Origin of the sequence: Marinoscillum luteum (assembly GCF_044005705.1) — a bacterium.
GTDB classification, from domain to species: Bacteria; Bacteroidota; Bacteroidia; order Cytophagales; family Cyclobacteriaceae; genus Marinoscillum; species Marinoscillum luteum.
Map to the genome: position 1 here is coordinate 262,416 of NZ_JBIPKE010000020.1, position 17,993 is coordinate 280,408.

The following is a 17,993-nucleotide window of genomic DNA, read 5'->3' on the forward strand; positions in this document are numbered from 1 at the left end:
TTTTTGAAATAAACATTAATCCATCACCCCACGTTCGAGTTTTAATTATGTAATCAAAGACACATGATGGACCAAAATTTCATCCATAAGATTTTTCACTCACATCAGGAATACACCAAAATCCCGGCCACATCATCCATCATTGGATTTTTCAATGATCTACTCGGTGTATTGTTTCCTGATTTTTCCAGCCACCCAGCCAAATCTGAAGAGCAAGTAGGACAGATTCTCGAACAGCTTCAAACCAAACTCAAGAGTATTCTCACCAATAACATATCATTGTCCGGAGACAACAAGCAGGAAATCATTGAGGCTTTCTTCACCAGTCTTCCGGTACTCTATGATCGGCTGGCGCTGGATATCGAAGCGATGTTTCAAGGCGACCCTGCCGCGTCAGATCACTCAGAGATCATTCGCTCCTATCCTGGCTTTTATGCCATTGCCTCCTACCGCCTGGCTCATGAGCTGGCGCTCCTGGGGGTAAAAAACATCCCGAGGATCATCACGGAGCATGCCCACAGCAAAACCGGAATAGACATACACCCCAATGCCATCATTGGTGAGCACTTTTGCATTGACCATGGCACCGGGATAGTAATCGGGGAAACGACCGTGATCGGCAAACACGTAAAAATCTACCAGGGAGTAACTCTGGGAGCACTCAGTGTGGATAAAAAAGACGCTAAAGTAAAACGTCACCCTACCATTGAGGACCATGTGGTCATCTATGCGGGTGCTACCATTTTGGGAGGAAAAACGCGCATAGGCAAACACTCCATTATCGGTGGAAACGTATGGCTCACCAAGAGCATCCCGGCCAATTCGAGAGTGTATTATCAGGCCCTGATGCATGAAGACAATGAATCCAAACCAGACCTGATCATCGTAAAGCAAGCCTGATCCATGAATTTACTAGACCTGATAGGAAATACTCCCCTGGTGGAGATTACCAAAATCAATCAAAAACCCGGAGTGAAAATCTTCGGTAAGCTGGAAGGTCAAAATCCGGGCGGCAGTGTCAAAGACCGGGCGGCTTTTGGCATGATCAGCGAAGCCCTCAAACGGGGTGACATCAAAAAGGGCGACCGACTGATAGAAGCCACCAGTGGCAATACCGGTATTGCGCTGGCCATGATTGCACAGTCGGCAGGACTACACATGACCCTGCTGATGCCTGAAAACAGCACGGTGGAGCGCATTCAGGCTATGAGGGCCTATGGTGCGGAGGTGATTCTCACCCCTGCCGAACGAACCATAGAATACTCAAGGGAGCTGGCGGAAGAAAAAGCCACCAAAGAGGGTTATTTCATGCTCAATCAGTTTGCCAATCCGGACAACTACGGCATGCATTACAAAACCACAGGCCCGGAAATCTGGAGAGACACCGAAGGTCAGGTGACCCATTTTGTCTCCGCCATGGGCACCACGGGCACCATTATGGGGGTTTCCCGATACTTGAAAGAACAAAACCCCGACATACAGATCGTGGGAACACAACCCACCGAAGGCTCCTCTATCCCAGGCATCAGGCGATGGTCACCAGAATTTCTTCCTAAAATCTTTGACCCTAAACGAGTAGACAGAGTGATCGATGTGAGCGAAACGGCCGCCAGAAACATGGCCAGAAGGCTGGCAAGAGAAGAAGCCATCCTCTCAGGAATGAGTAGCGGTGGAGCACTCACTGCCGCATTGCAGGTAGCTGAAGAAATCGATCATGGGTTGATTGTTTTCATTGTCTGCGACATAGGAGAAAGATACCTGAGCTCCGGACTGTTTGATTGAAACCAAAATCCGCTCTTCACAGTTCTAATCTAAATTTTACAAAACGATGAACAAAGCCATCAAAAATATAAAGCCACTTGGCTTCCCATGGGAAACTCAGGATCCCTTCCTTTTTTGTGTATACCACAAAGATGATTACCCAAAAGGGAACGCTCAGATGGGCCCAGATGCATCGCTTTCAGGTCGTAATCTCGGTCAGGATTTTGACCCTTCCAATGCGTGGAGAATGTACCACGGCGATACGGTGCCAGGATTTCCACAGCACCCACATCGCGGATTTGAAACTGTGACTGTCGTACCCAAGGGGCTGGTAGATCACTCTGATTCGCTGGGTGCAGCAGGCCGGTTTGGCAACGGAGATGTGCAGTGGATGACTGCCGGAAAAGGTGTGAATCACTGCGAAATGTTTCCTTTGCTCAAGCAAGACGAAGAAAACCCTCTGCTCCTCTTTCAGATTTGGCTTAACCTGCCCTCAAAGAGCAAGTTTGTGGAACCTCACTTTGCCATGCTCTGGAACGAGAAAATTCCGGTGTACAAATCGGATGATGGAAAAACCTCCGTCACCGTGGTGGCCGGAAACATTGGCGAGGTGAAAGCCCCCGCTCCTGCTCCCGACTCATGGGCAGCTGATCCCGCCCACGAAGTAGCCATCTGGACCATAAAAATGGATGCCAATGCCGAATGGGAATTACCCAAAGCAAGTGCAGGAGTCAATCGCTCCATCTATTTTTACCAGGGAGAATCCCTGACTATTAACGATGAGGTCTTACAATCCCATCAGTGCGTTGAACTAAACCCTTCAGAGACCGTCTCGCTCAAAAGTGGCACATCAGAAACCAGAATACTAATGCTCCAGGGTAAGCCCATTGGGGAACCCGTGGCTAAGTACGGCCCTTTTGTGATGAATACTCAGGATGAAATCCGGCAAGCCCTTCAGGACTATCAGCGCACGCAATTTGGTGGATGGCCATGGCCCAAAAATGATCATGTTCATCCGCGTGAGCGCGGACGTTTCGCTAAACATGCGGATGGTCGTTTGGAGGAAATGTAGGATTGCATGGCAAACGATCTAATGATTTAATAACATTTCTCCTGCAAAAAATCCAAATGGAATTGACGTTGGTTGAAAAAAAAATTAGCTTTAGACAAACCCTTTACCCATGAAGATATATCAGTTGATCTGGAGCTATGAATGCAAACCGGAAACGGCCGCCGAATTTGAAAAAGAGTATGCTCAAAATGGAGCCTGGTTCAAATTTTTTGAACCGTGCGACGACTTCCTGGGGCAGGACCTGGCCAAAAACATAGAAACGGGGCATTACATACTTACTGATAAATGGATCTCCAGAGCCTCATACGAAGGCCACATAGCTGAGAACAAAGCAGAATATGACCGGCTCTGCGAACAGTTTAAGGCACTGTATGAAAAAGAGACTCTGATCGGGAGGTTTGAGACCGTTTCGTGGTGATCTTTAGCGCCTGAATATGCGCCTGGTGGTGAAACTGCGCTCATCCAGTATTTCATCATCACTCACTTTTTTGACACCCTCCACTGTGTAAAATGCCTTGGGGTTATAAGTTTTGATGACTTTGATGGTTTTCGGAAGTGCTTCTCTTTTGATCACCGTGAAGATGATATTCACCGCCCCTTCCTCTGAAGTAGCATCCACACTCGAAAATCGGAACTACTTTTCCCGGAAATACTCAATGAGCTCTTTGGCTGGCTGTCTGGTGATCACCCGCACCACCACTCTGCCAATGGCCAGTTTTTCTTCAATGATCATCCCCACAAAAATCCCGGATGCGAACCCTGAAGCATAAGCCAGGTAAGTGGGCCAGCTGGTGATATTCTGAAAAATCTGACTGATCGCCAAAATCCAGATCAGCGATTCGAAAAAGCCCAGGAAGGTGGAAATGGCCTTTTTGCTTTGAAGCATAAAGATGATCCGAATGGTGTTGATGGACACATCCATAATTCTGGACAGGAAAATCAACAGCGGCAATAATACCCATTGAAAAGTTGATTGATCCATCCCTAAAAAATCTGCAAGTGATTGCCCCATTGGGCAAAACTAGTCCTTTTCATTTCCCGCACCGGACAGGCACTGTGTAAATGTTCCTTATTTTTGCTTTCAAAAAATTCAATCAATGCATCTGGAGATCGTAAAAGCCGGACAAGAAGATCATCAAGAGTTACTAGCCTTCGCCAAAGAGAATTTTCTTCTTACCTACGCCCACCGAAATACAACAGAAAATATTCAGCACTACATCAAGGAGGCTTTTGATCCCAGGTCCTTCAAAAATGAACTCCTCAATCAAAACTCGGTATTCTACAAATGCCAGCTGAATGAAGAGATGATTGGTTATTACAAAATCAACTACGCCGAAGCTCAGACTGAACCAGACTACCCCGAAAGTGCAGAAATAGAACGAATCTATGTGAGCACAGACCAAAAAGGAAGAGGGGTTGGCAGGAAAATGATCCAACATGCCAAAGCACAGGCACAGGCAAAAGGACTGGACTATCTGTGGTTGGGAGTATGGGAGAAAAACCCTGAAGCGCTTAGTTTTTATGAGAAAATGGGCTTTGAGGAGATTGGCACCCACGTATTTCAGCTTGGTGACGATGCCCAAACCGACATCATCATGAAGCTCACACTATAAACCCCTTCCGCTTTTCCGTCAGGCTTTTTTGATCCGCTCACGCAGCGTTTTTCGGTCAATGCCCAACACCTTAGCCGCCTGGGATATATTGTTCTGATTGGCTGCCAGCACATCACCGATGTACTCCTGAATCACCTCCTCGAGTTTCCTGTCCAGTCCCTTTGACTGAGACGCTGAAAATCGGAAAGCCTCCGGCAAATCAGGTATGTCGATGGTGGTGTCATCCGCCAGGATGACGAGCCGATGAACAAGATTTTGGAGTTCCCTCACGTTGCCAGGCCACGCGTATTCCTTCAGCGCATTGATGGCTTTTGGTGAAAACCGCATGACTGATTTATCCAGCTCCTGTATGTATTTGGCGAGAAAAAACTCCACCAGCTGAATGATATCGTTGCCCCGCTCGCGCAAAGGAGGCAAATCAATGGAGATGATGTTCAGCCTGTAATACAGATCTTCCCGAAACAGGCCTTTCTTGACCAACTGCATCAGGTCCACATTGGTAGCCGCCACCACCCTCAGATTCACTTTCTGGGACTTTTTAGAGCCTACCATGTAAAACTCCTTTTCCTGAAGTACACGCAGCAGCTTGGCCTGCATGGCCAAACTCGTATTGCTAATTTCATCCAGGAAGATCGTCCCCTTATCAGCAGTCTGGAAGAAACCTGCCCGCGTTTCACTTGCTCCGGTAAATGCCCCTTTGACATACCCAAACAACTCGCTCTCAAGTAATGCATCGGGGATCCCTCCGCAGTTCACTGGCACAAAGGGCGTAGCAGAGTCGCTACCTCCATAGTGCAAAGCCCGCGCTACTAATTCCTTACCTGTGCCACTTTCACCCTGTATCAACACCGTGGCATTGGTGCTTCGGGCTTTCGCTATGGTATTAAACACCCCGATCATTCCATCGGATGCCCCGATAATGCCAAAGTTTTGCATGGAGGGGTTCTGCCCTTCCTTTTTCCGGCGATTGGTCTTATTGAGTGCGCTCTCGACAGCTCTGAATAGTTCTTCGTCCGTAAACGACTTCACCAGGTACTCCTCAGCACCGATCTTAATAGACTCCACCGCCCCCTGAATGGACGGAAATCCCGTGATCACCAGAATGGCTACCCACTTGAAGTTTTCCGACACATGCCGCACCAGCGCCAGCCCATTTTCCCCAGGCATTTTCAGGTCTGTGATCAATAGGTCGATATTGATGGTCTCCAGGAGCTTTATCGCTGACTGAACGTTATTGGCAGTATAGACCTGATAGCCTACAGATTCAAGGTTTCGTTTGATTAACTCCACCGTTTCGAAAGAGTCATCAACTACCAACACTTCATGGGGAACTGAGTCTTTTGTTTTCATGATTGGACATGTTTGATTGGCAGCCGGATCTCAAATTTTGAACCTTTGCCCCTGGTACTGGTCACCTGAATACTGCCGTCATGAGAATCTATGATGCCCTGCACCACAGACAATCCCAAACCCGTACCCTGACCTACTGGTTTGGTGGTAAAAAAGGGTTCGAAAATTTTCTTTCGCACAGATGGAGGCATCCCTGTACCCGTATCCTTTACAGCCAGTATCACGGCATTGTCCTTTTGTCGGGTGCTCACAGTCACCTGACCACCCTCCGGCAACGCATGGATGGCATTGGTAATCAGGTTGACGAGCACCTGACTCATCTGCACCGAATCGGCCTGAATCAGTGGAAGATTAGGATCCAGCCGCTCTACAATATTGATACCCTGGCTCTGAAAGCGAACATCAATGAAATACAGTGTGCTCGAAACAATGGTATTGAGGTTGACAGGCACGATTTGCTGGGGCATCTGCCTGGAGAAAATCATGAGCTTTTTAATGATCTCACGTGTGTATAGGGATGCTTTGATAATGCGCTCTATGTCCTCCTCTTGCTGAAAATTGAGTTCCCCACCCTTTTTGAGTAGTTGGGAAAATCCGAGGATCTTTCCAAGCGGTTCGTTGAGCTCATGAGCAATACCCGCCGAAAGTTCCCCCACAAACGCCAACCGCTCTGCATGTTGCAGCTGGGCTTTGAGCTTTTGCTTGTCTTCCTCCACAGAAGCACGCCTGATAAACAGCGAAAGTTCCCGGCCGACGATTCGGATAAGGTTCCTTTCTTCCTGCAGGAAAGGAGAGGCCTTGCTCGCTATATCTCCCGACTCCCGATAGCCAATTTTGATGGTCCCATACTTCCTTTCCCCTACTGTGAGCGGCGTGGAGATGTCCCATTTGCAATCGGAAAAATGAGGGGTGGAGTATTGCTTTTTATGAATCGTCATGCTCACTTCGGCCAGGTCGGGGTATTGCATGGCCTTAGGCAAAATCACCAAAGATTTGGCGATAATGGCTTTCAAATCGTTCTCTTCTTCCCATGCAATTTTGGAAAGTTCATAAAGACAATTCAATTCTTTGACCCGCTCCCTGAGCTGAAATTCCGTGGAGTTCTCTTTCATAGCTTGATCAACAAAGCTACGACTCCTCTCCTGAAACCTTGCGAACATTTTCGTAAAATTTCCACATCAAGTGGGTAATTTTTACCCATAGAGTAATAATTACCCACAACTATAAATCAAAACCCACTCCCAGTCCCTTCAATCGAGCTTTTATTCTGGCACACTTCCTGCATACCCCAGCAGTAATTAAATACTCACTATATGAACAGAAGACTGATAACCATCATTGATTACGAACGGTTACTTGCCCTCAAGGAGCTTGCCCTACTGACCACTGAGACTTCAGAGAATGTGAGAAAGCTCTATACTGAACTGATGCATGCCCACATGCTCAAACCCGGCTACATTTCTGAGAACGCCATCACCATGAACTCAAGAATTCTCTTGCGCGAGTTGCATACCGGCAGGCAGATAGATCTGACCATCACCTACCCCAGAGACTCGAATGCGATGGAACGTAGGGTTTCTGTATTCTCAGAAATCGGAACCGCCCTGCTCGGCAAACTGGTAGGTGATCGGGTTTCATGGAAAATCAAGGGCCGAGAAGCCCACTTCGAAATTCTTGAAGTCCTCTATCAGCCCGAGGCTGTGGGTCATTTTAATCTATAAAAGGTAAAACATGGGTGATCAAAAGGTAAAATCCAATGCGCGCAAAAAGGGCAATCGACATCAAACGACTATGCTCGAGTATTTCAAAATCCTCTTGCGCAAACTCAGTTTCAACTCACGGCTATTTAGAAAAGAATACCGAAAAACCTTCAGATACCTGGAGCCCTCCGATCAGGATCGACTGAGGGAATGGTTAAGAAAAGGACCGGAAAACACCAAAATCCAATAAAATTATGAAGTGGAAAAACATCCTCAACAAACAACAAAGTGCAGGACTGGCTATGGTTTCAGTATTCATCATGGTACTGGTCATCAGCATCATGAACAAAAGGCACGTATTGGACCTGGAATATTCCCTGACCACCATCTACGACGACCGACTGATGGCTGAGAATCACATTTTCAATCTCTCCAAGAAAATTTACCAGAAAAAAATTCTCCTCAACGTAGATGAAGACAGACTCATGATGAGCCGGATTCACATCAATGACTCCATCAATCTCCTCATTGCCGACTATGAAGAGACGAAGCTCACCATGGATGAAGCTTTTCAGCTGAAAAAGCTCAAGAGCAGCCTGGGGAAAGCCGAGCTGTTTGAAAATCAGTTCGTTTACAGCAGCTCCGCCGAACATCGAAACTTACTCAATCCAGAACTCAGGGCACAGTACGAAATCATACTCGAAGATCTGGAAGGATTGGCTATACTTCAACTTCACGAGGGTCAAAAATTGATTGATCAGTCGCACCGGATAGCGGCGTCCAGCAATGTAACCACACGCCTGGAAGTGGGCCTGCTGATCATTCTCGGACTCATGACGCACATCATCTTTGCGGCCAGACCTCCAGCTCCCAAGTATTCCTATTTTGATAACCTCAACTAACATCTAACCCAACCCATTCAATGAGTTTAAATTTAACTAGGATAAAATTGTCCTATATAGAAAAACATCTATATTTGTCTCCTGCAACGACTATGTTTTCAAAAGCATGTGAATACGGAATCCGGGCCACGATCTACGTGGCGGTACAGTCCCTTGAGGGAAAACGGGCAAGCCTCAAGAGCATTGCTGCGGAGATAGAATCTCCTGTGGCATTTACCGCTAAAATACTACAGGACCTGGTTCGTAAGGGACTGATGCAGTCTGTGATGGGTCCTACCGGAGGATTTGAAATGGACCAGCAAAAGCTGGACAGCATGAAACTAAGCCAGATAGTGGACGCCATAGATGGAGACTCCATCTACAAGGGTTGCGGGCTTGGAATGAAACAATGCGACGAGTCTAAACCCTGCCCTGTTCATGACAAATTCGCCAAGGTGCGTGCTGACCTGCGGGAAATGCTCGAAAGCACGAACCTCCTTGGACTGGCCACTGAGCTGGAAACCGGAAGCACGTTTTTGAAACGGTAGCGAAAAAAAAATAAAAAATAAAAATATATAGGATAAAAAGGTCTATTTATCGAATACAATGACGTTGAAAAAAGCTGCAACCCTATTGATCTCACTTAGTCCGGCATGCCTTATGGCACAGTCAGACACCATCAACACCACCAACTGGATAACAAGCCCGGGAATCATTGGCACGCTGGTGTTGGTTGCCATTGTCCTTATTTTGGGTGTCACCATCGTCCTCCTCCGTTTAAATGGCTATATCGACCACCTTAGTGAAGTAAAAAAGAAGCGCCTTAAGGCGGCACTCGATGAGGAACTTATCAACATGACTGGCGATGAGGTAGATCTTCTCTTAGAGAAACGAAAGAAGGGTTTTGCCTACCAACTCAAAGGCAATGAATTAGCCGGAGACACGCATGCCGCCGATGAGAAGGGGCTCATTAGAAAAGTGACTCATGAACCCGGTAGTCCATTGGCTGACGAAAAAAAGAGAGCGAGCGAGTCATTAAACACTCCCTCAGAACTCAAAAAACTGATCGTTTTCTATCTAGGAGCCGCGGTTTTCTGGTTGGTCTTCGGTACACTCGTTGGTCAATATCTTGGCATGAAATTCATTTGGCCAGAGATGGATCAAATTCCATGGCTGAGTTTCGGTCGCTTGCGCCCCGTACATACCAACGCCGTATTCTGGGGTTGGGCATCTTCTGCCATGTTTGGTCTTGGATATTATGTCGTGGCTCGCACGAGCAACGTGCGCATCCACAACTACAAGTGGGGCTGGTATGCATTCACTCTCATCAACCTGGCCGTATTGCTAGGCTCCCTCAGTCTGATGGCTGGCATCAATAATGGTGGTGGTGAATACAGAGAGTATATCTGGCCCATTATGTCGCTGTTTGCGCTGGGATTGGTCATCAACTTTTGGAATTTTTATAAAACCATCGCCTCCCGAAAAATCAGTGATATCTACGTTTCAAACTGGTACATACTTGGAGCAATGATCTGGACAACCGTTTTGGCTGTGATCGGATACTTTCCAAGTTTTCAAAATGGGCTTGGCGAAACGGTCATTCAAGGATATTATATGCATCAGGGCGTGGGTATGTGGTTTATGACATTTACCCTAGGACTCACCTATTATTACCTCCCGGCGGCACTCAACAAACCCATCTACTCTTACTCGCTGGGTGTGCTTGCTTTTTGGACTCAGATGTTGTTTTACACCCTGATTGGTACGCATCATTTTGTGTTCAGCCCTTTGCCCTGGTGGTTGCAAACAGTGGCCATTGTTTTTAGTGCTGGCATGTTTATCCCGGTAGTGGCTGGCACCACCAACTTCCTGATGACAATGAAAGGAAGCTGGCACCAAATTTCTAAAAGCTATGTACTCCCCTTCTTTTTGGTTGGTGTAGTGTTCTATTTCGTAGGCTCTACACAGGGCAGTTTTCAAGCCTTTCGATTCACTAATTACATCTGGCATTTCACAGATTTCAATGTGGCTCATTCACACATGACCATGTACGGCATTATCACATTCATCCTGTGGGCATGCATTTACTCCATTTTGCCGCGCATCACGGGCAATGAACCCCCTCAGCTTTTGGTCGGTGCACATTTTTGGCTGGCTTTCATAGGTCTTTTCGCCTACATGATCTCGCTCATGGCCGGTGGCACATTAAAAGGACTGAGCTGGGTGGAAGGTATTCCATTCATAGAATCCATCATTATGATGAAATCTTACTGGGTATCCAGGGCCATTGGCGGCTCACTTATGTTTTTGTCGCATCTCCTCTTCGCTTTCAATTTTTATTATATGGTGAAACATAAAAAAGGAGCGCCAACGCAAGCATTTTAGACAATAAATCAGAGCAAACCGAATCCATAGCGCATGTTTAATTTTCATAAAGATCATAAAAGCCTTGTGCTCCTCTCATTCTTAGGCTTTCTCATTCTGAGTACGGGAGTGGCCATACTGCCCGCTTATCAAATGCAGGAAAATACCCAGCCACTTCCTGACATGAAACCCATGACCGAAGCTGAGTTAAACGGATTAAGGGTGTTTGTGAAAGAAGGCTGTGTCGGCTGCCATACCCAACAGGTACGGAACATCTCCATGGACAAAACCTGGGGAAACCGTCCGTCCATTCCATCAGACTATTATTACAGCAAACAGCGCATGGATATCTGGCGTCAATCGCCCTCTCTGCTGGGCAGTGAACGTACCGGACCCGATCTCACCAGTATAGGAGAACGACAACCAGGAGCGGCTTGGCACCTGCTCCATCTCTACAATCCTCGATTGGTAGTGCAAGCCTCCATCATGCCCTCTTATCCGTGGCTATTCGAGGAAAAAACCAAAGTTTCAGAAAACGATGAAGTAGTGCCCGTAGCAGCCAAGTACAGAAAAAAAGGAGTAGAAATAGTCGCTAAACAAGAAGCACTCGACCTGGTAGCATATCTGCAATCGCTCAAGCAGGCCAGCCTCATGAGCGAACAACCTATCACATTCATTCCTTCAGCTAAAAAGGAGAAAATCGCAGAAACGTTCGATCAGCAAAGTGAATTACCAGATGGGCAGCAGCTCTATATGGCCACCTGCGCGGCATGTCATCAGGCAGAAGGCACAGGGTTGGCTGGTGCTTTTCCGCCTCTTGCTGGTAGCCCGGTGGTAAATGACAAAGATCCTGATTTACTCGTACGCATCATTCTTCAGGGGTATGACGCTCGTTCTGAGTATGCACAAATGCCCGGATTTGCCAACATGCTCAGTGATGAGGAAATAGCTGCCATTGTCAATCACGAAAGATCCAGCTGGGGCAATAAGGCTCCTGCCATTTCGGTGGATCAGGTAAAACAAATTCGAGCGTATGTTATGAATCTAAACCAGTAACATCAATGAAACTTGTATTTCAAACAAAACACATCGTATTGCTTTTGCTCTTCATTGCAGGGTCATTTGGTCAGGCATTCGCTTGCGAGCTTTGTAAGCAAAACCAACCCAAGCCGCTACAGAATATTACCCACGGTACTGGACCGCAAAGTGATTGGGACTACCTCATCATTATCATCGGGATCATCATCGTGACACTGACACTTTTCTACAGCATCAAACTGCTAGTCAAACCTCAAGAAAACCGGCCCGAGCACATCAAACATATTGTGGTAAATACATCTCTTAATACTGAAACACTGGTATGACAAAACACATTCAGACAAAAGATAGCGACCCAAAAGAAGGTAAGCGAATCATCAAGCTATTCCTGGATGATGAAACTAAGGCTTTTGCCCAATTCCAACCTCCAGTCAAATTCAGCCTCGACACTACCAAAATACCTGATGGCCCACATCTCCTGAAAATTGTAGCCAAATCATCAAGCAATGTGGAAGGCATTAAAGAAATTCCCTTTGAGGTGCGCAACGGGCCTGAAATAGTAGTTGTAGGACTCAAACCTAATGAAGTGGTGGATAATCAGGTGGCCATCACAGTAAATGCCTATGGAAGCGAACATGGAGATGAATTTGTAGTCGCAGGATCAGAAACACCCAAGGGCATACCAGCATGGGTTTGGGCGCTCCTTATTGGCTTCATTGGGTTTGCGCTGTTCTACTTTATCATGTATTCCACACCCGAATTTTACAAATCGTTCTTCTAATGAAAACTGAAATACTACAACTCGAAGACATAAAACTGCTCGTGGATAACTTCTACGCAAAGGTAAAGGCAGACCCCCTCCTTGCGCCTATTTTCGACGAGCGCATTGCCAACAATTGGCCACATCACATGGATAAGATGTACCGCTTTTGGCAAACCGTACTACTGGGCGAGCACACTTACCTGGGTAGCCCGTTTGCTCCTCACGCCAATTTGCCTATAGACAAAACCCATTTCACACAATGGCTCAGCCTCTTTCACGAAACTATTGATGAGCACTTCAGCGGAGAGAAGGCCGAAGAAGCCAAATGGCGGTCAATCAAGATGGCAGAAATGTTCCAACTGAAAATCGCTTATCGTAAATAAAAACCCGGCCAAATATCCAATACATGCTCCTTAGCTATTATGACTCACACTGACCATTCAACTACCTCCTATTGGGACTATATTCAAACGGAAGCCTTGCTTTCCCTTCAAAATCCCAAAACCAATCTCCCCGATGAAGCGGTTTTTATTATGTATCATCAGGTAACTGAATTGGTGTTTAAGATGATCCTACATGAACTTCAACAGTTAGTAGAAAACCCATTTTCCACAGATGCAATGGGTATCAAAGTTGATCGAATCAATCGGTACACGGAATTACTGATCTCGTCATTTGCGATTATGAAACACGGCATGGACCACAACGAGTACAACCGTTTCCGTAAAGAGTTGGCTCCTGCCAGTGGCTTCCAGAGTGTTCAGTTCAGATATATCGAAATCTACTGCACACGTATTACCAATCTGCTGAGCAAAAACATCACCATCGATCTGGGGGCCTCTCCTTCAGTAGCCCTATGTTTTGAATACTTATATTGGAAAGAAGCCGGTCACGATCATCAAACCGGCAAAAAAACGCCAACCCTTCTTGATTTCGAAGAGAAATACGAAAAAGAACTCATTTCTCTGGCTACAAACGTTCGTGGAAAAACATTGGAAGATCAACTTTTAAACCTCCCTAACCCTAATCCTGCTATAGAAGAAAAGCTCAAAACATTCGACTACTTGTACAACGTAAAATGGCCACTTGTACATTTGGACACGGCCCAACATTACCTGGATAGCCGGGGAGAAAACAAACCAGCTACAGGAGGTTCTGATTGGAAAAAATACCTCCATCCACGGCATCAGCAGCGGAGCTTTTTTCCATCGCTTTGGGACAAAAGCGAAATATATGACTGGGCAGAACCGCGTAAGACTGATCTCGATAAAAACATAACATCATGAGTACAACCGTAAAACATCCCGTCACGGTAGCCTCCGTCTTTCTTTGGATCGGCTTTGTGTGTGCTATCAGCTTTATGGAAGCATGGCTCAAATTTCAGGCTGAGGGTGTCACTTTGGTCATCGGGCTGAGCATAGGCCGGCTGGTGTTTGATGCACTGAATAAAATAGAATGGGTCTTTGCCTTAAGCGTGATCATCAGCATTTTTTGGTCAAAAGACCAATTATTTCAAAAGATCAACACTCCTTATTTCATTGTCTTGATCTTACTTATTTCTCAAACCTTCAGGCTACTTCCAGCCCTGGACATCCGTGCACAAATGCTCATCGATGGTAAGGAAGTTGGCGCATCCAACACACATTTTTATTATGTAGGAATGGAAGTGGTGAAGGTTGTATGTCTCTTCATTTTCGGAATCAAACTTTTTAAGAGTACCCCATAAAATCATGGAAAACACAATAAATAAAACGATCGGTGAAATAGTTGCAGAAGATTATCACTTTGCCGCCATTTCGAAAAACATGGAATCGATTTTTGCTGCAATGGCCATCGGTCATTGTCTGATGTTTGTGCCTCAAAAAACATCAATCCTCTGGACTTGATTCAAGAACTGGAGCAAGTGAAACAAAATCACACAGGAAGAGCCATCGATTATCAATCTTGGCCCATTGATCTTCTTGCAGACTATATCGAAAAAAAACACCATCGCTATGTGGATGAAACCATTCCAATCTTACAACAATATCTGGAGAAACTATGCGCGGTACATGGAGCACATCATCACGAGCTTTTTGAAATCACCAGGCATTTCAATGCCTCAGCCGGAGAGCTTACTGTTCATATGAAAAAAGAAGAGTTTATCCTTTTTCCTTTTGTTCGAAAAATGATGAAGACCAAAAACAGCGGCGAAAAAATCACTCCACCTCATTTCGGAACAGTGAAAAACCCAATAAAAATGATGATGCACGAACACGACAATGAAGGAAACCGATTTAGAACCATCCACGAGCTAAGCAATGGATACACTCCTCCGGCTGATGCTTGTAATATCTACAAGGTAACGTACGCTATGCTCAAGGAATTTGAAGATGACCTGCATCTTCACATCCATCTGGAAAACAATATTTTGTTTCCGAAATCCATTGCGATGGAGGCCAGCCTCAACTAAATTTCATAATTAAAACACCCCAAAATGCAATCTACAAAGCCTTTAAAAAGACACAAGTTTCTTCAGCCACTCAGCCACGAACATCATCACAGCCTGCTCCTTTGCTGGAAAATAAGAATGGGTTTTCGCAAGCAGATAGAACTGAAGCGGATCAAGCGCTATACAGACTGGTATTTCCAACAGCACATCAGCCCCCACTTCTCCCTGGAAGAACAGCACCTCTTCCCTATTTTGGGTATGGATCATCCTTCAGTAAAGAAAGCGCTAGCCGAGCATCGCAGACTCAAAAGATTGTTCACGGATGAGCATGAGTTCAAAAAGAACCTGAGCCGGATAGAAGAAGAACTCGAAAGTCACATCAGATTTGAGGAGCGGGTGCTCTTTCAGGAGATTCAACTACAGATCTCCAAACACCAGCTTGAACTCCCGGCAATCCTTCATCAGGAACTGCCCTATGAAGAAAACACGAGTGACCCTTTTTGGGAATAAAATCAGGCTCGGTCGGCCTGGCGAGATTTCTCCACGCAAAACCCGCTGAATCACTTCATTTTTCTCACTTTTGCCTTCAAATACTGAAGTACAGATTACTCACTCATCATTGGCCAAGTGGAAGTAAAGGGAAAAAGAAAGTTATTGAATAAAGCGAGCATACTGGAAGGTGCCAGCTCTACTAATCCGTTCGTATTCAGTCGGATGTTCCTGCTCTGGGCATTTCTAGGCCTGGTGGGTGGGCTCATCGCCGGTGTATACTGGATTACCCTGGAGTTTCTCACACATCAACTATCCATCTTTCAGGGTTGGCAGGTCATTCCGCTGATGGCTGGTGCAGGCCTACTTGCAGGACTCATCATCCACTTCATCGGGGATCCGGGAGAAATCCAGCTGATTGTCAATAACATCCGATTCAATAAGGGTAAACTTGACCCTAAAAACAACCCCTCCATGATTCTTTCGTCACTCCTGTGTGTGGCATCTGGAGGAAGTCTGGGGCCTGAGGCTCCCCTCGTACAGGTGACAGGGTCCACGGGATCTTGGCTGGGGAAAATGCTCCGCCTGAAAGGAGAAGAGTTGCGCTCACTCAGCATTGCTGGTATGGCCTCAGGATTCACAGCACTCTTTGGAGCACCACTTGGTGGCAGTCTCTTTTCTCTGGAGATACTCCATCACAAACATGTGGTGGAACACTACCAGGCCATCATCCCCGCCTTTGTGGCCAGCTGTTTCAGCTACGTCATCTTTGCCTTTGTGGTTCACCTGGGCCTCGGCCCCATTTGGGATCTCCCTGCCTACGAAATAGCCGACAAATTCGATTTTGCGTTGGCAGTGTTCTTTGCCTTGTTTGCCACGGCCGTGGGCTGGGGGTTTATTTTTTTAACCAAAGGGTTGAAAGTACTCTTTCAAAAAACAGCCTTCCCTATTTATGTAAAAACACTCATCGGAGGGATCATTCTTGGGACCATTGCATTCTATTTTCCTCTGACCCGATACTTTGGGCATGAGCAAACAAACCACTTGCTGGAGGGCCAGTTTACACTATCGTTTTTAGTACTCCTCCTACTATTTAAGATTCTCGCCATTTCAGTCACAGTGACCTCCGGATGGAGAGGTGGCTTTATCATTCCGCTTTTCTTCACGGGGGCCACCCTTGGCCTCATCATCCACCACTTCATGCCCGGAGTGAGTATTTCCCTGACAGTGATCAGCTGCATGGCGGCCGTCAATGTGTGCGTCACCCGTACACCACTGAGCACGACCATCCTTCTGGCCTCACTCACGGGATTTTCCTATTTCATCCCCATTCTGTTTGCCAGCCTGACAGGATATTTTCTGGCACCTAAAACTCCTTTTATCTCCTCTCAAATGGAAGAAAGCAAAAATCACAAGAGCGCTTAAAGCACATAACTGGATTCACAGAATCCCCTGTATCACAAAATCGACCACTATCGCATTTGGGCATTCTCAAACACTGAAGCATCCCACGAACTTTGTGTCTCAATTTTTATTAGTTAGGATTCCTTACTATATTAGCACTAGCAATATCGCTACACTCTAAAATCTCTTAAGCAATGAGTAAATCCATCTTTTATCATGCGGGATGTCCCGTTTGTGTCAGCGCAGAACATGACATCCTCAACCTACTTAATCCCAAAGAAGTTGAAGTAATCCATTTGGGTGAAGACAAAACAAAAATCGGTGATGCCGAAAAAATCGGTGTGAAATCCGTCCCTGCATTGGTGACGCCAAATGGCCATGTTTTACACATCAACTTTGGCGCAAGCATGGCTGATGTAAAAGGCTGATCATTTTTTTGTCTTTAATAGTTAGGAGTCCTATGTTTACATACGGCTCCTAACTTCATTCGTATGGCCAATTCCGTTTTTGACACCACCTATCAGCTGCAGAATGTAGAAAGCAAGATCATTGTATCATTAGAGCGCATATCAGAAGCTTTCAAAGTTCTCCTATGGGAGGATAGTAAAACCCATGGACTCACGCCGATTCAGGTGCAAATACTGGTTTTTTGTTTGTTTCATTCTCCAGACAAGCGAAAGGGAAAACAACTCGCCTCCGAATTGAACGTCACCAAAGCCACAATCAGCGACGCTGTGAAAGCATTGGAGCAGAAAGAGTTAATCTCAAAAACGACAGAAACAGATGCACGTAGCTACATCATTGACCTTACCACACATGGAAAAGAAGTAGCCGAGAAGGTTTCCTTCTTCGCTAACCCGCTCCATTCACCCATCGAGCGTCTGTCAGAAGAAAAAAAAAGCATCTTATTAAGGAGTTTGCTGGATCTTATTTCGAACCTGCAATCTGCTGGCATCATATCTCTCAACAGGATGTGTCTTTCATGTAAATACCATGAGCCACGACAAGAGGATCATTATTGTCACCTGCTTCAAAAGAAGCTCTCGGATCAAGAACTTCGTATCGACTGCTCTGAACATGTATCTATTCATTAAACCCAGCAAATAACTCGCGTCGGATTTTCGATA

Annotated in this window: 26 protein-coding genes; 22 read left to right on the plus strand and 4 right to left on the minus strand. The window is 46.0% G+C overall.

The features are described from left to right. Positions 1–63: 63 nt before the first annotated feature. The 4 genes from ACHKAR_RS19030 (at position 64) to ACHKAR_RS19045 (ending at position 3,251) form a co-directional block, all read left to right on the plus strand. Positions 64–900: a serine O-acetyltransferase gene (locus ACHKAR_RS19030; RefSeq protein WP_370519060.1), complete on the plus strand. Its 837-nt coding sequence runs from the start codon at positions 64–66 to the stop codon at positions 898–900. Positions 901–903: 3 nt separating this feature from the next. After that, positions 904–1,782, plus strand: coding sequence for a cysteine synthase CysM (gene cysM, locus ACHKAR_RS19035; RefSeq protein WP_159581341.1), 879 nt, complete (start codon positions 904–906; stop codon positions 1,780–1,782). 46 nt (positions 1,783–1,828) lie between these two features. Beyond that, positions 1,829–2,833: a pirin family protein gene (locus ACHKAR_RS19040; protein ID WP_395418981.1), complete on the plus strand. Its 1,005-nt coding sequence runs from the start codon at positions 1,829–1,831 to the stop codon at positions 2,831–2,833. Positions 2,834–2,942: 109 nt separating this feature from the next. Then, positions 2,943–3,251 carry a hypothetical protein gene (locus tag ACHKAR_RS19045; RefSeq protein WP_159581345.1) on the plus strand — a complete coding sequence of 103 codons (309 nt, stop codon included), beginning with the start codon at positions 2,943–2,945 and terminating at the stop codon, positions 3,249–3,251. 3 nt (positions 3,252–3,254) lie between these two features. On the opposite strand, the gene ACHKAR_RS19050 is transcribed toward ACHKAR_RS19045, so the two are convergent. Continuing rightward, a complete protein-coding gene (locus ACHKAR_RS19050; protein ID WP_395418982.1) occupies positions 3,255–3,452 on the minus strand; it encodes a DUF2179 domain-containing protein in 198 nt (65 codons plus the stop codon). 15 nt (positions 3,453–3,467) lie between these two features. After that, entirely contained in the window at positions 3,468–3,815 is a 348-nt protein-coding gene (locus ACHKAR_RS19055; protein ID WP_395418983.1) for a DUF2179 domain-containing protein, read from the minus strand. 115 nt (positions 3,816–3,930) lie between these two features. On the opposite strand from ACHKAR_RS19055, the gene ACHKAR_RS19060 reads away from it, so the two are divergent. Continuing rightward, positions 3,931–4,446, plus strand: a complete 516-nt coding sequence (locus tag ACHKAR_RS19060) for a GNAT family N-acetyltransferase (protein WP_395418984.1) — start codon at positions 3,931–3,933, stop codon at positions 4,444–4,446. A gap of 18 nt (positions 4,447–4,464) precedes the next feature. Here ACHKAR_RS19060 and ACHKAR_RS19065 read toward each other — a convergent pair whose 3' ends face one another. Beyond that, on the minus strand, positions 4,465–5,796 hold the full coding sequence (locus ACHKAR_RS19065) for a sigma-54-dependent transcriptional regulator (RefSeq protein ID WP_159581351.1): 1,332 nt from the start codon (positions 5,794–5,796) through the stop codon (positions 4,465–4,467). Further along, positions 5,793–6,908: a sensor histidine kinase gene (locus ACHKAR_RS19070; RefSeq protein ID WP_159581353.1), complete on the minus strand. Its 1,116-nt coding sequence runs from the start codon at positions 6,906–6,908 to the stop codon at positions 5,793–5,795. Before ACHKAR_RS19070 ends, ACHKAR_RS19065 begins: the two co-directional genes overlap by 4 nt. Positions 6,909–7,109: 201 nt before the next feature. Here ACHKAR_RS19070 and ACHKAR_RS19075 point away from each other — a divergent pair, with 201 nt between their 5' ends. From ACHKAR_RS19075 to ACHKAR_RS19155, 17 genes are all read left to right on the plus strand, one after another. Further along, positions 7,110–7,517: a GreA/GreB family elongation factor gene (locus tag ACHKAR_RS19075; RefSeq protein WP_395418985.1), complete on the plus strand. Its 408-nt coding sequence runs from the start codon at positions 7,110–7,112 to the stop codon at positions 7,515–7,517. A 10-nt stretch (positions 7,518–7,527) separates the two neighbouring features. Then, the gene (locus tag ACHKAR_RS19080) at positions 7,528–7,746 is read left to right on the plus strand and encodes a hypothetical protein (RefSeq protein WP_395418986.1); all 219 of its coding nucleotides are present in this window, start codon (positions 7,528–7,530) and stop codon (positions 7,744–7,746) included. A 4-nt stretch (positions 7,747–7,750) separates the two neighbouring features. Continuing rightward, a complete protein-coding gene (locus ACHKAR_RS19085; RefSeq protein WP_395418987.1) occupies positions 7,751–8,398 on the plus strand; it encodes an MCP four helix bundle domain-containing protein in 648 nt (215 codons plus the stop codon). Between the two features lie 47 nt (positions 8,399–8,445). Then, the gene (locus ACHKAR_RS19090; protein WP_370519061.1) at positions 8,446–8,925 is read left to right on the plus strand and encodes an RrF2 family transcriptional regulator; all 480 of its coding nucleotides are present in this window, start codon (positions 8,446–8,448) and stop codon (positions 8,923–8,925) included. A 58-nt stretch (positions 8,926–8,983) separates the two neighbouring features. Next, positions 8,984–10,762 (plus strand): cbb3-type cytochrome c oxidase subunit I, encoded by a 1,779-nt coding sequence (locus ACHKAR_RS19095; protein WP_395418988.1) that lies wholly within the window; start codon positions 8,984–8,986, stop codon positions 10,760–10,762. 33 nt (positions 10,763–10,795) lie between these two features. After that, positions 10,796–11,797 (plus strand): cbb3-type cytochrome c oxidase subunit II, encoded by a 1,002-nt coding sequence (locus tag ACHKAR_RS19100; protein ID WP_395418989.1) that lies wholly within the window; start codon positions 10,796–10,798, stop codon positions 11,795–11,797. A gap of 5 nt (positions 11,798–11,802) precedes the next feature. After that, on the plus strand, positions 11,803–12,105 hold the full coding sequence (locus ACHKAR_RS19105; protein ID WP_395418991.1) for a hypothetical protein: 303 nt from the start codon (positions 11,803–11,805) through the stop codon (positions 12,103–12,105). Further along, a complete protein-coding gene (locus ACHKAR_RS19110) occupies positions 12,102–12,560 on the plus strand; it encodes a cytochrome C (RefSeq protein ID WP_395418992.1) in 459 nt (152 codons plus the stop codon). The genes ACHKAR_RS19105 and ACHKAR_RS19110 overlap by 4 nt, the downstream gene beginning before the upstream one ends. Next, complete coding sequence (locus ACHKAR_RS19115) at positions 12,560–12,925, plus strand: group III truncated hemoglobin (protein WP_395418993.1); 366 nt, start codon at positions 12,560–12,562, stop codon at positions 12,923–12,925. Before ACHKAR_RS19110 ends, ACHKAR_RS19115 begins: the two co-directional genes overlap by 1 nt. A 39-nt stretch (positions 12,926–12,964) precedes the next feature. After that, complete coding sequence (locus ACHKAR_RS19120) at positions 12,965–13,828, plus strand: tryptophan 2,3-dioxygenase family protein (protein ID WP_395418994.1); 864 nt, start codon at positions 12,965–12,967, stop codon at positions 13,826–13,828. Next, a complete protein-coding gene (locus tag ACHKAR_RS19125) occupies positions 13,825–14,268 on the plus strand; it encodes a hypothetical protein (RefSeq protein ID WP_395418995.1) in 444 nt (147 codons plus the stop codon). The genes ACHKAR_RS19120 and ACHKAR_RS19125 overlap by 4 nt, the downstream gene beginning before the upstream one ends. A gap of 4 nt (positions 14,269–14,272) precedes the next feature. Then, on the plus strand, positions 14,273–14,428 hold the full coding sequence (locus tag ACHKAR_RS19130) for a hypothetical protein (RefSeq protein WP_395419620.1): 156 nt from the start codon (positions 14,273–14,275) through the stop codon (positions 14,426–14,428). Continuing rightward, positions 14,383–14,994, plus strand: coding sequence for a hemerythrin domain-containing protein (locus ACHKAR_RS19135; protein ID WP_395418996.1), 612 nt, complete (start codon positions 14,383–14,385; stop codon positions 14,992–14,994). The genes ACHKAR_RS19130 and ACHKAR_RS19135 overlap by 46 nt, the downstream gene beginning before the upstream one ends. 24 nt (positions 14,995–15,018) lie before the next feature. Continuing rightward, complete coding sequence (locus tag ACHKAR_RS19140; protein ID WP_395418997.1) at positions 15,019–15,483, plus strand: hemerythrin domain-containing protein; 465 nt, start codon at positions 15,019–15,021, stop codon at positions 15,481–15,483. Between the two features lie 144 nt (positions 15,484–15,627). Beyond that, the gene (locus ACHKAR_RS19145; protein ID WP_395418998.1) at positions 15,628–16,887 is read left to right on the plus strand and encodes a chloride channel protein; all 1,260 of its coding nucleotides are present in this window, start codon (positions 15,628–15,630) and stop codon (positions 16,885–16,887) included. A 173-nt stretch (positions 16,888–17,060) separates the two neighbouring features. Then, positions 17,061–17,294: a thioredoxin family protein gene (locus ACHKAR_RS19150; protein ID WP_159581365.1), complete on the plus strand. Its 234-nt coding sequence runs from the start codon at positions 17,061–17,063 to the stop codon at positions 17,292–17,294. Positions 17,295–17,357: 63 nt separating this feature from the next. Beyond that, complete coding sequence (locus ACHKAR_RS19155) at positions 17,358–17,960, plus strand: MarR family winged helix-turn-helix transcriptional regulator (protein ID WP_395418999.1); 603 nt, start codon at positions 17,358–17,360, stop codon at positions 17,958–17,960. Positions 17,961–17,993 lie beyond the last annotated feature (33 nt).

Bases quoted from the DNA above. Each gene is read 5' to 3' on its own strand.
- ACHKAR_RS19070 (WP_159581353.1), bottom strand. From the start codon at position 6,908: ATGAAAGAGAACTCCACGGAATTTCAGCTCAGGGAGCGGGTCAAAGAA.
- ACHKAR_RS19095 (WP_395418988.1), top strand. From the start codon at position 8,984: ATGACGTTGAAAAAAGCTGCAACCCTATTGATCTCACTTAGTCCGGCA.
- ACHKAR_RS19100 (WP_395418989.1), top strand. From the start codon at position 10,796: ATGTTTAATTTTCATAAAGATCATAAAAGCCTTGTGCTCCTCTCATTC.
- ACHKAR_RS19105 (WP_395418991.1), top strand. From the start codon at position 11,803: ATGAAACTTGTATTTCAAACAAAACACATCGTATTGCTTTTGCTCTTC.
- ACHKAR_RS19150 (WP_159581365.1), top strand. From the start codon at position 17,061: ATGAGTAAATCCATCTTTTATCATGCGGGATGTCCCGTTTGTGTCAGC.
- cysM (WP_159581341.1), top strand. From the start codon at position 904: ATGAATTTACTAGACCTGATAGGAAATACTCCCCTGGTGGAGATTACC.
- ACHKAR_RS19040 (WP_395418981.1), top strand. From the start codon at position 1,829: ATGAACAAAGCCATCAAAAATATAAAGCCACTTGGCTTCCCATGGGAA.
- ACHKAR_RS19080 (WP_395418986.1), top strand. From the start codon at position 7,528: ATGGGTGATCAAAAGGTAAAATCCAATGCGCGCAAAAAGGGCAATCGA.
- ACHKAR_RS19140 (WP_395418997.1), top strand. From the start codon at position 15,019: ATGCAATCTACAAAGCCTTTAAAAAGACACAAGTTTCTTCAGCCACTC.
- ACHKAR_RS19045 (WP_159581345.1), top strand. From the start codon at position 2,943: ATGAAGATATATCAGTTGATCTGGAGCTATGAATGCAAACCGGAAACG.
- ACHKAR_RS19030 (WP_370519060.1), top strand. From the start codon at position 64: ATGATGGACCAAAATTTCATCCATAAGATTTTTCACTCACATCAGGAA.
- ACHKAR_RS19130 (WP_395419620.1), top strand. From the start codon at position 14,273: ATGGAAAACACAATAAATAAAACGATCGGTGAAATAGTTGCAGAAGAT.
- ACHKAR_RS19075 (WP_395418985.1), top strand. From the start codon at position 7,110: ATGAACAGAAGACTGATAACCATCATTGATTACGAACGGTTACTTGCC.
- ACHKAR_RS19085 (WP_395418987.1), top strand. From the start codon at position 7,751: ATGAAGTGGAAAAACATCCTCAACAAACAACAAAGTGCAGGACTGGCT.
- ACHKAR_RS19125 (WP_395418995.1), top strand. From the start codon at position 13,825: ATGAGTACAACCGTAAAACATCCCGTCACGGTAGCCTCCGTCTTTCTT.
- ACHKAR_RS19065 (WP_159581351.1), bottom strand. From the start codon at position 5,796: ATGAAAACAAAAGACTCAGTTCCCCATGAAGTGTTGGTAGTTGATGAC.
- ACHKAR_RS19115 (WP_395418993.1), top strand. From the start codon at position 12,560: ATGAAAACTGAAATACTACAACTCGAAGACATAAAACTGCTCGTGGAT.
- ACHKAR_RS19055 (WP_395418983.1), bottom strand. From the start codon at position 3,815: ATGGATCAATCAACTTTTCAATGGGTATTATTGCCGCTGTTGATTTTC.
- ACHKAR_RS19120 (WP_395418994.1), top strand. From the start codon at position 12,965: ATGACTCACACTGACCATTCAACTACCTCCTATTGGGACTATATTCAA.
- ACHKAR_RS19060 (WP_395418984.1), top strand. From the start codon at position 3,931: ATGCATCTGGAGATCGTAAAAGCCGGACAAGAAGATCATCAAGAGTTA.
- ACHKAR_RS19155 (WP_395418999.1), top strand. From the start codon at position 17,358: ATGGCCAATTCCGTTTTTGACACCACCTATCAGCTGCAGAATGTAGAA.
- ACHKAR_RS19110 (WP_395418992.1), top strand. From the start codon at position 12,102: ATGACAAAACACATTCAGACAAAAGATAGCGACCCAAAAGAAGGTAAG.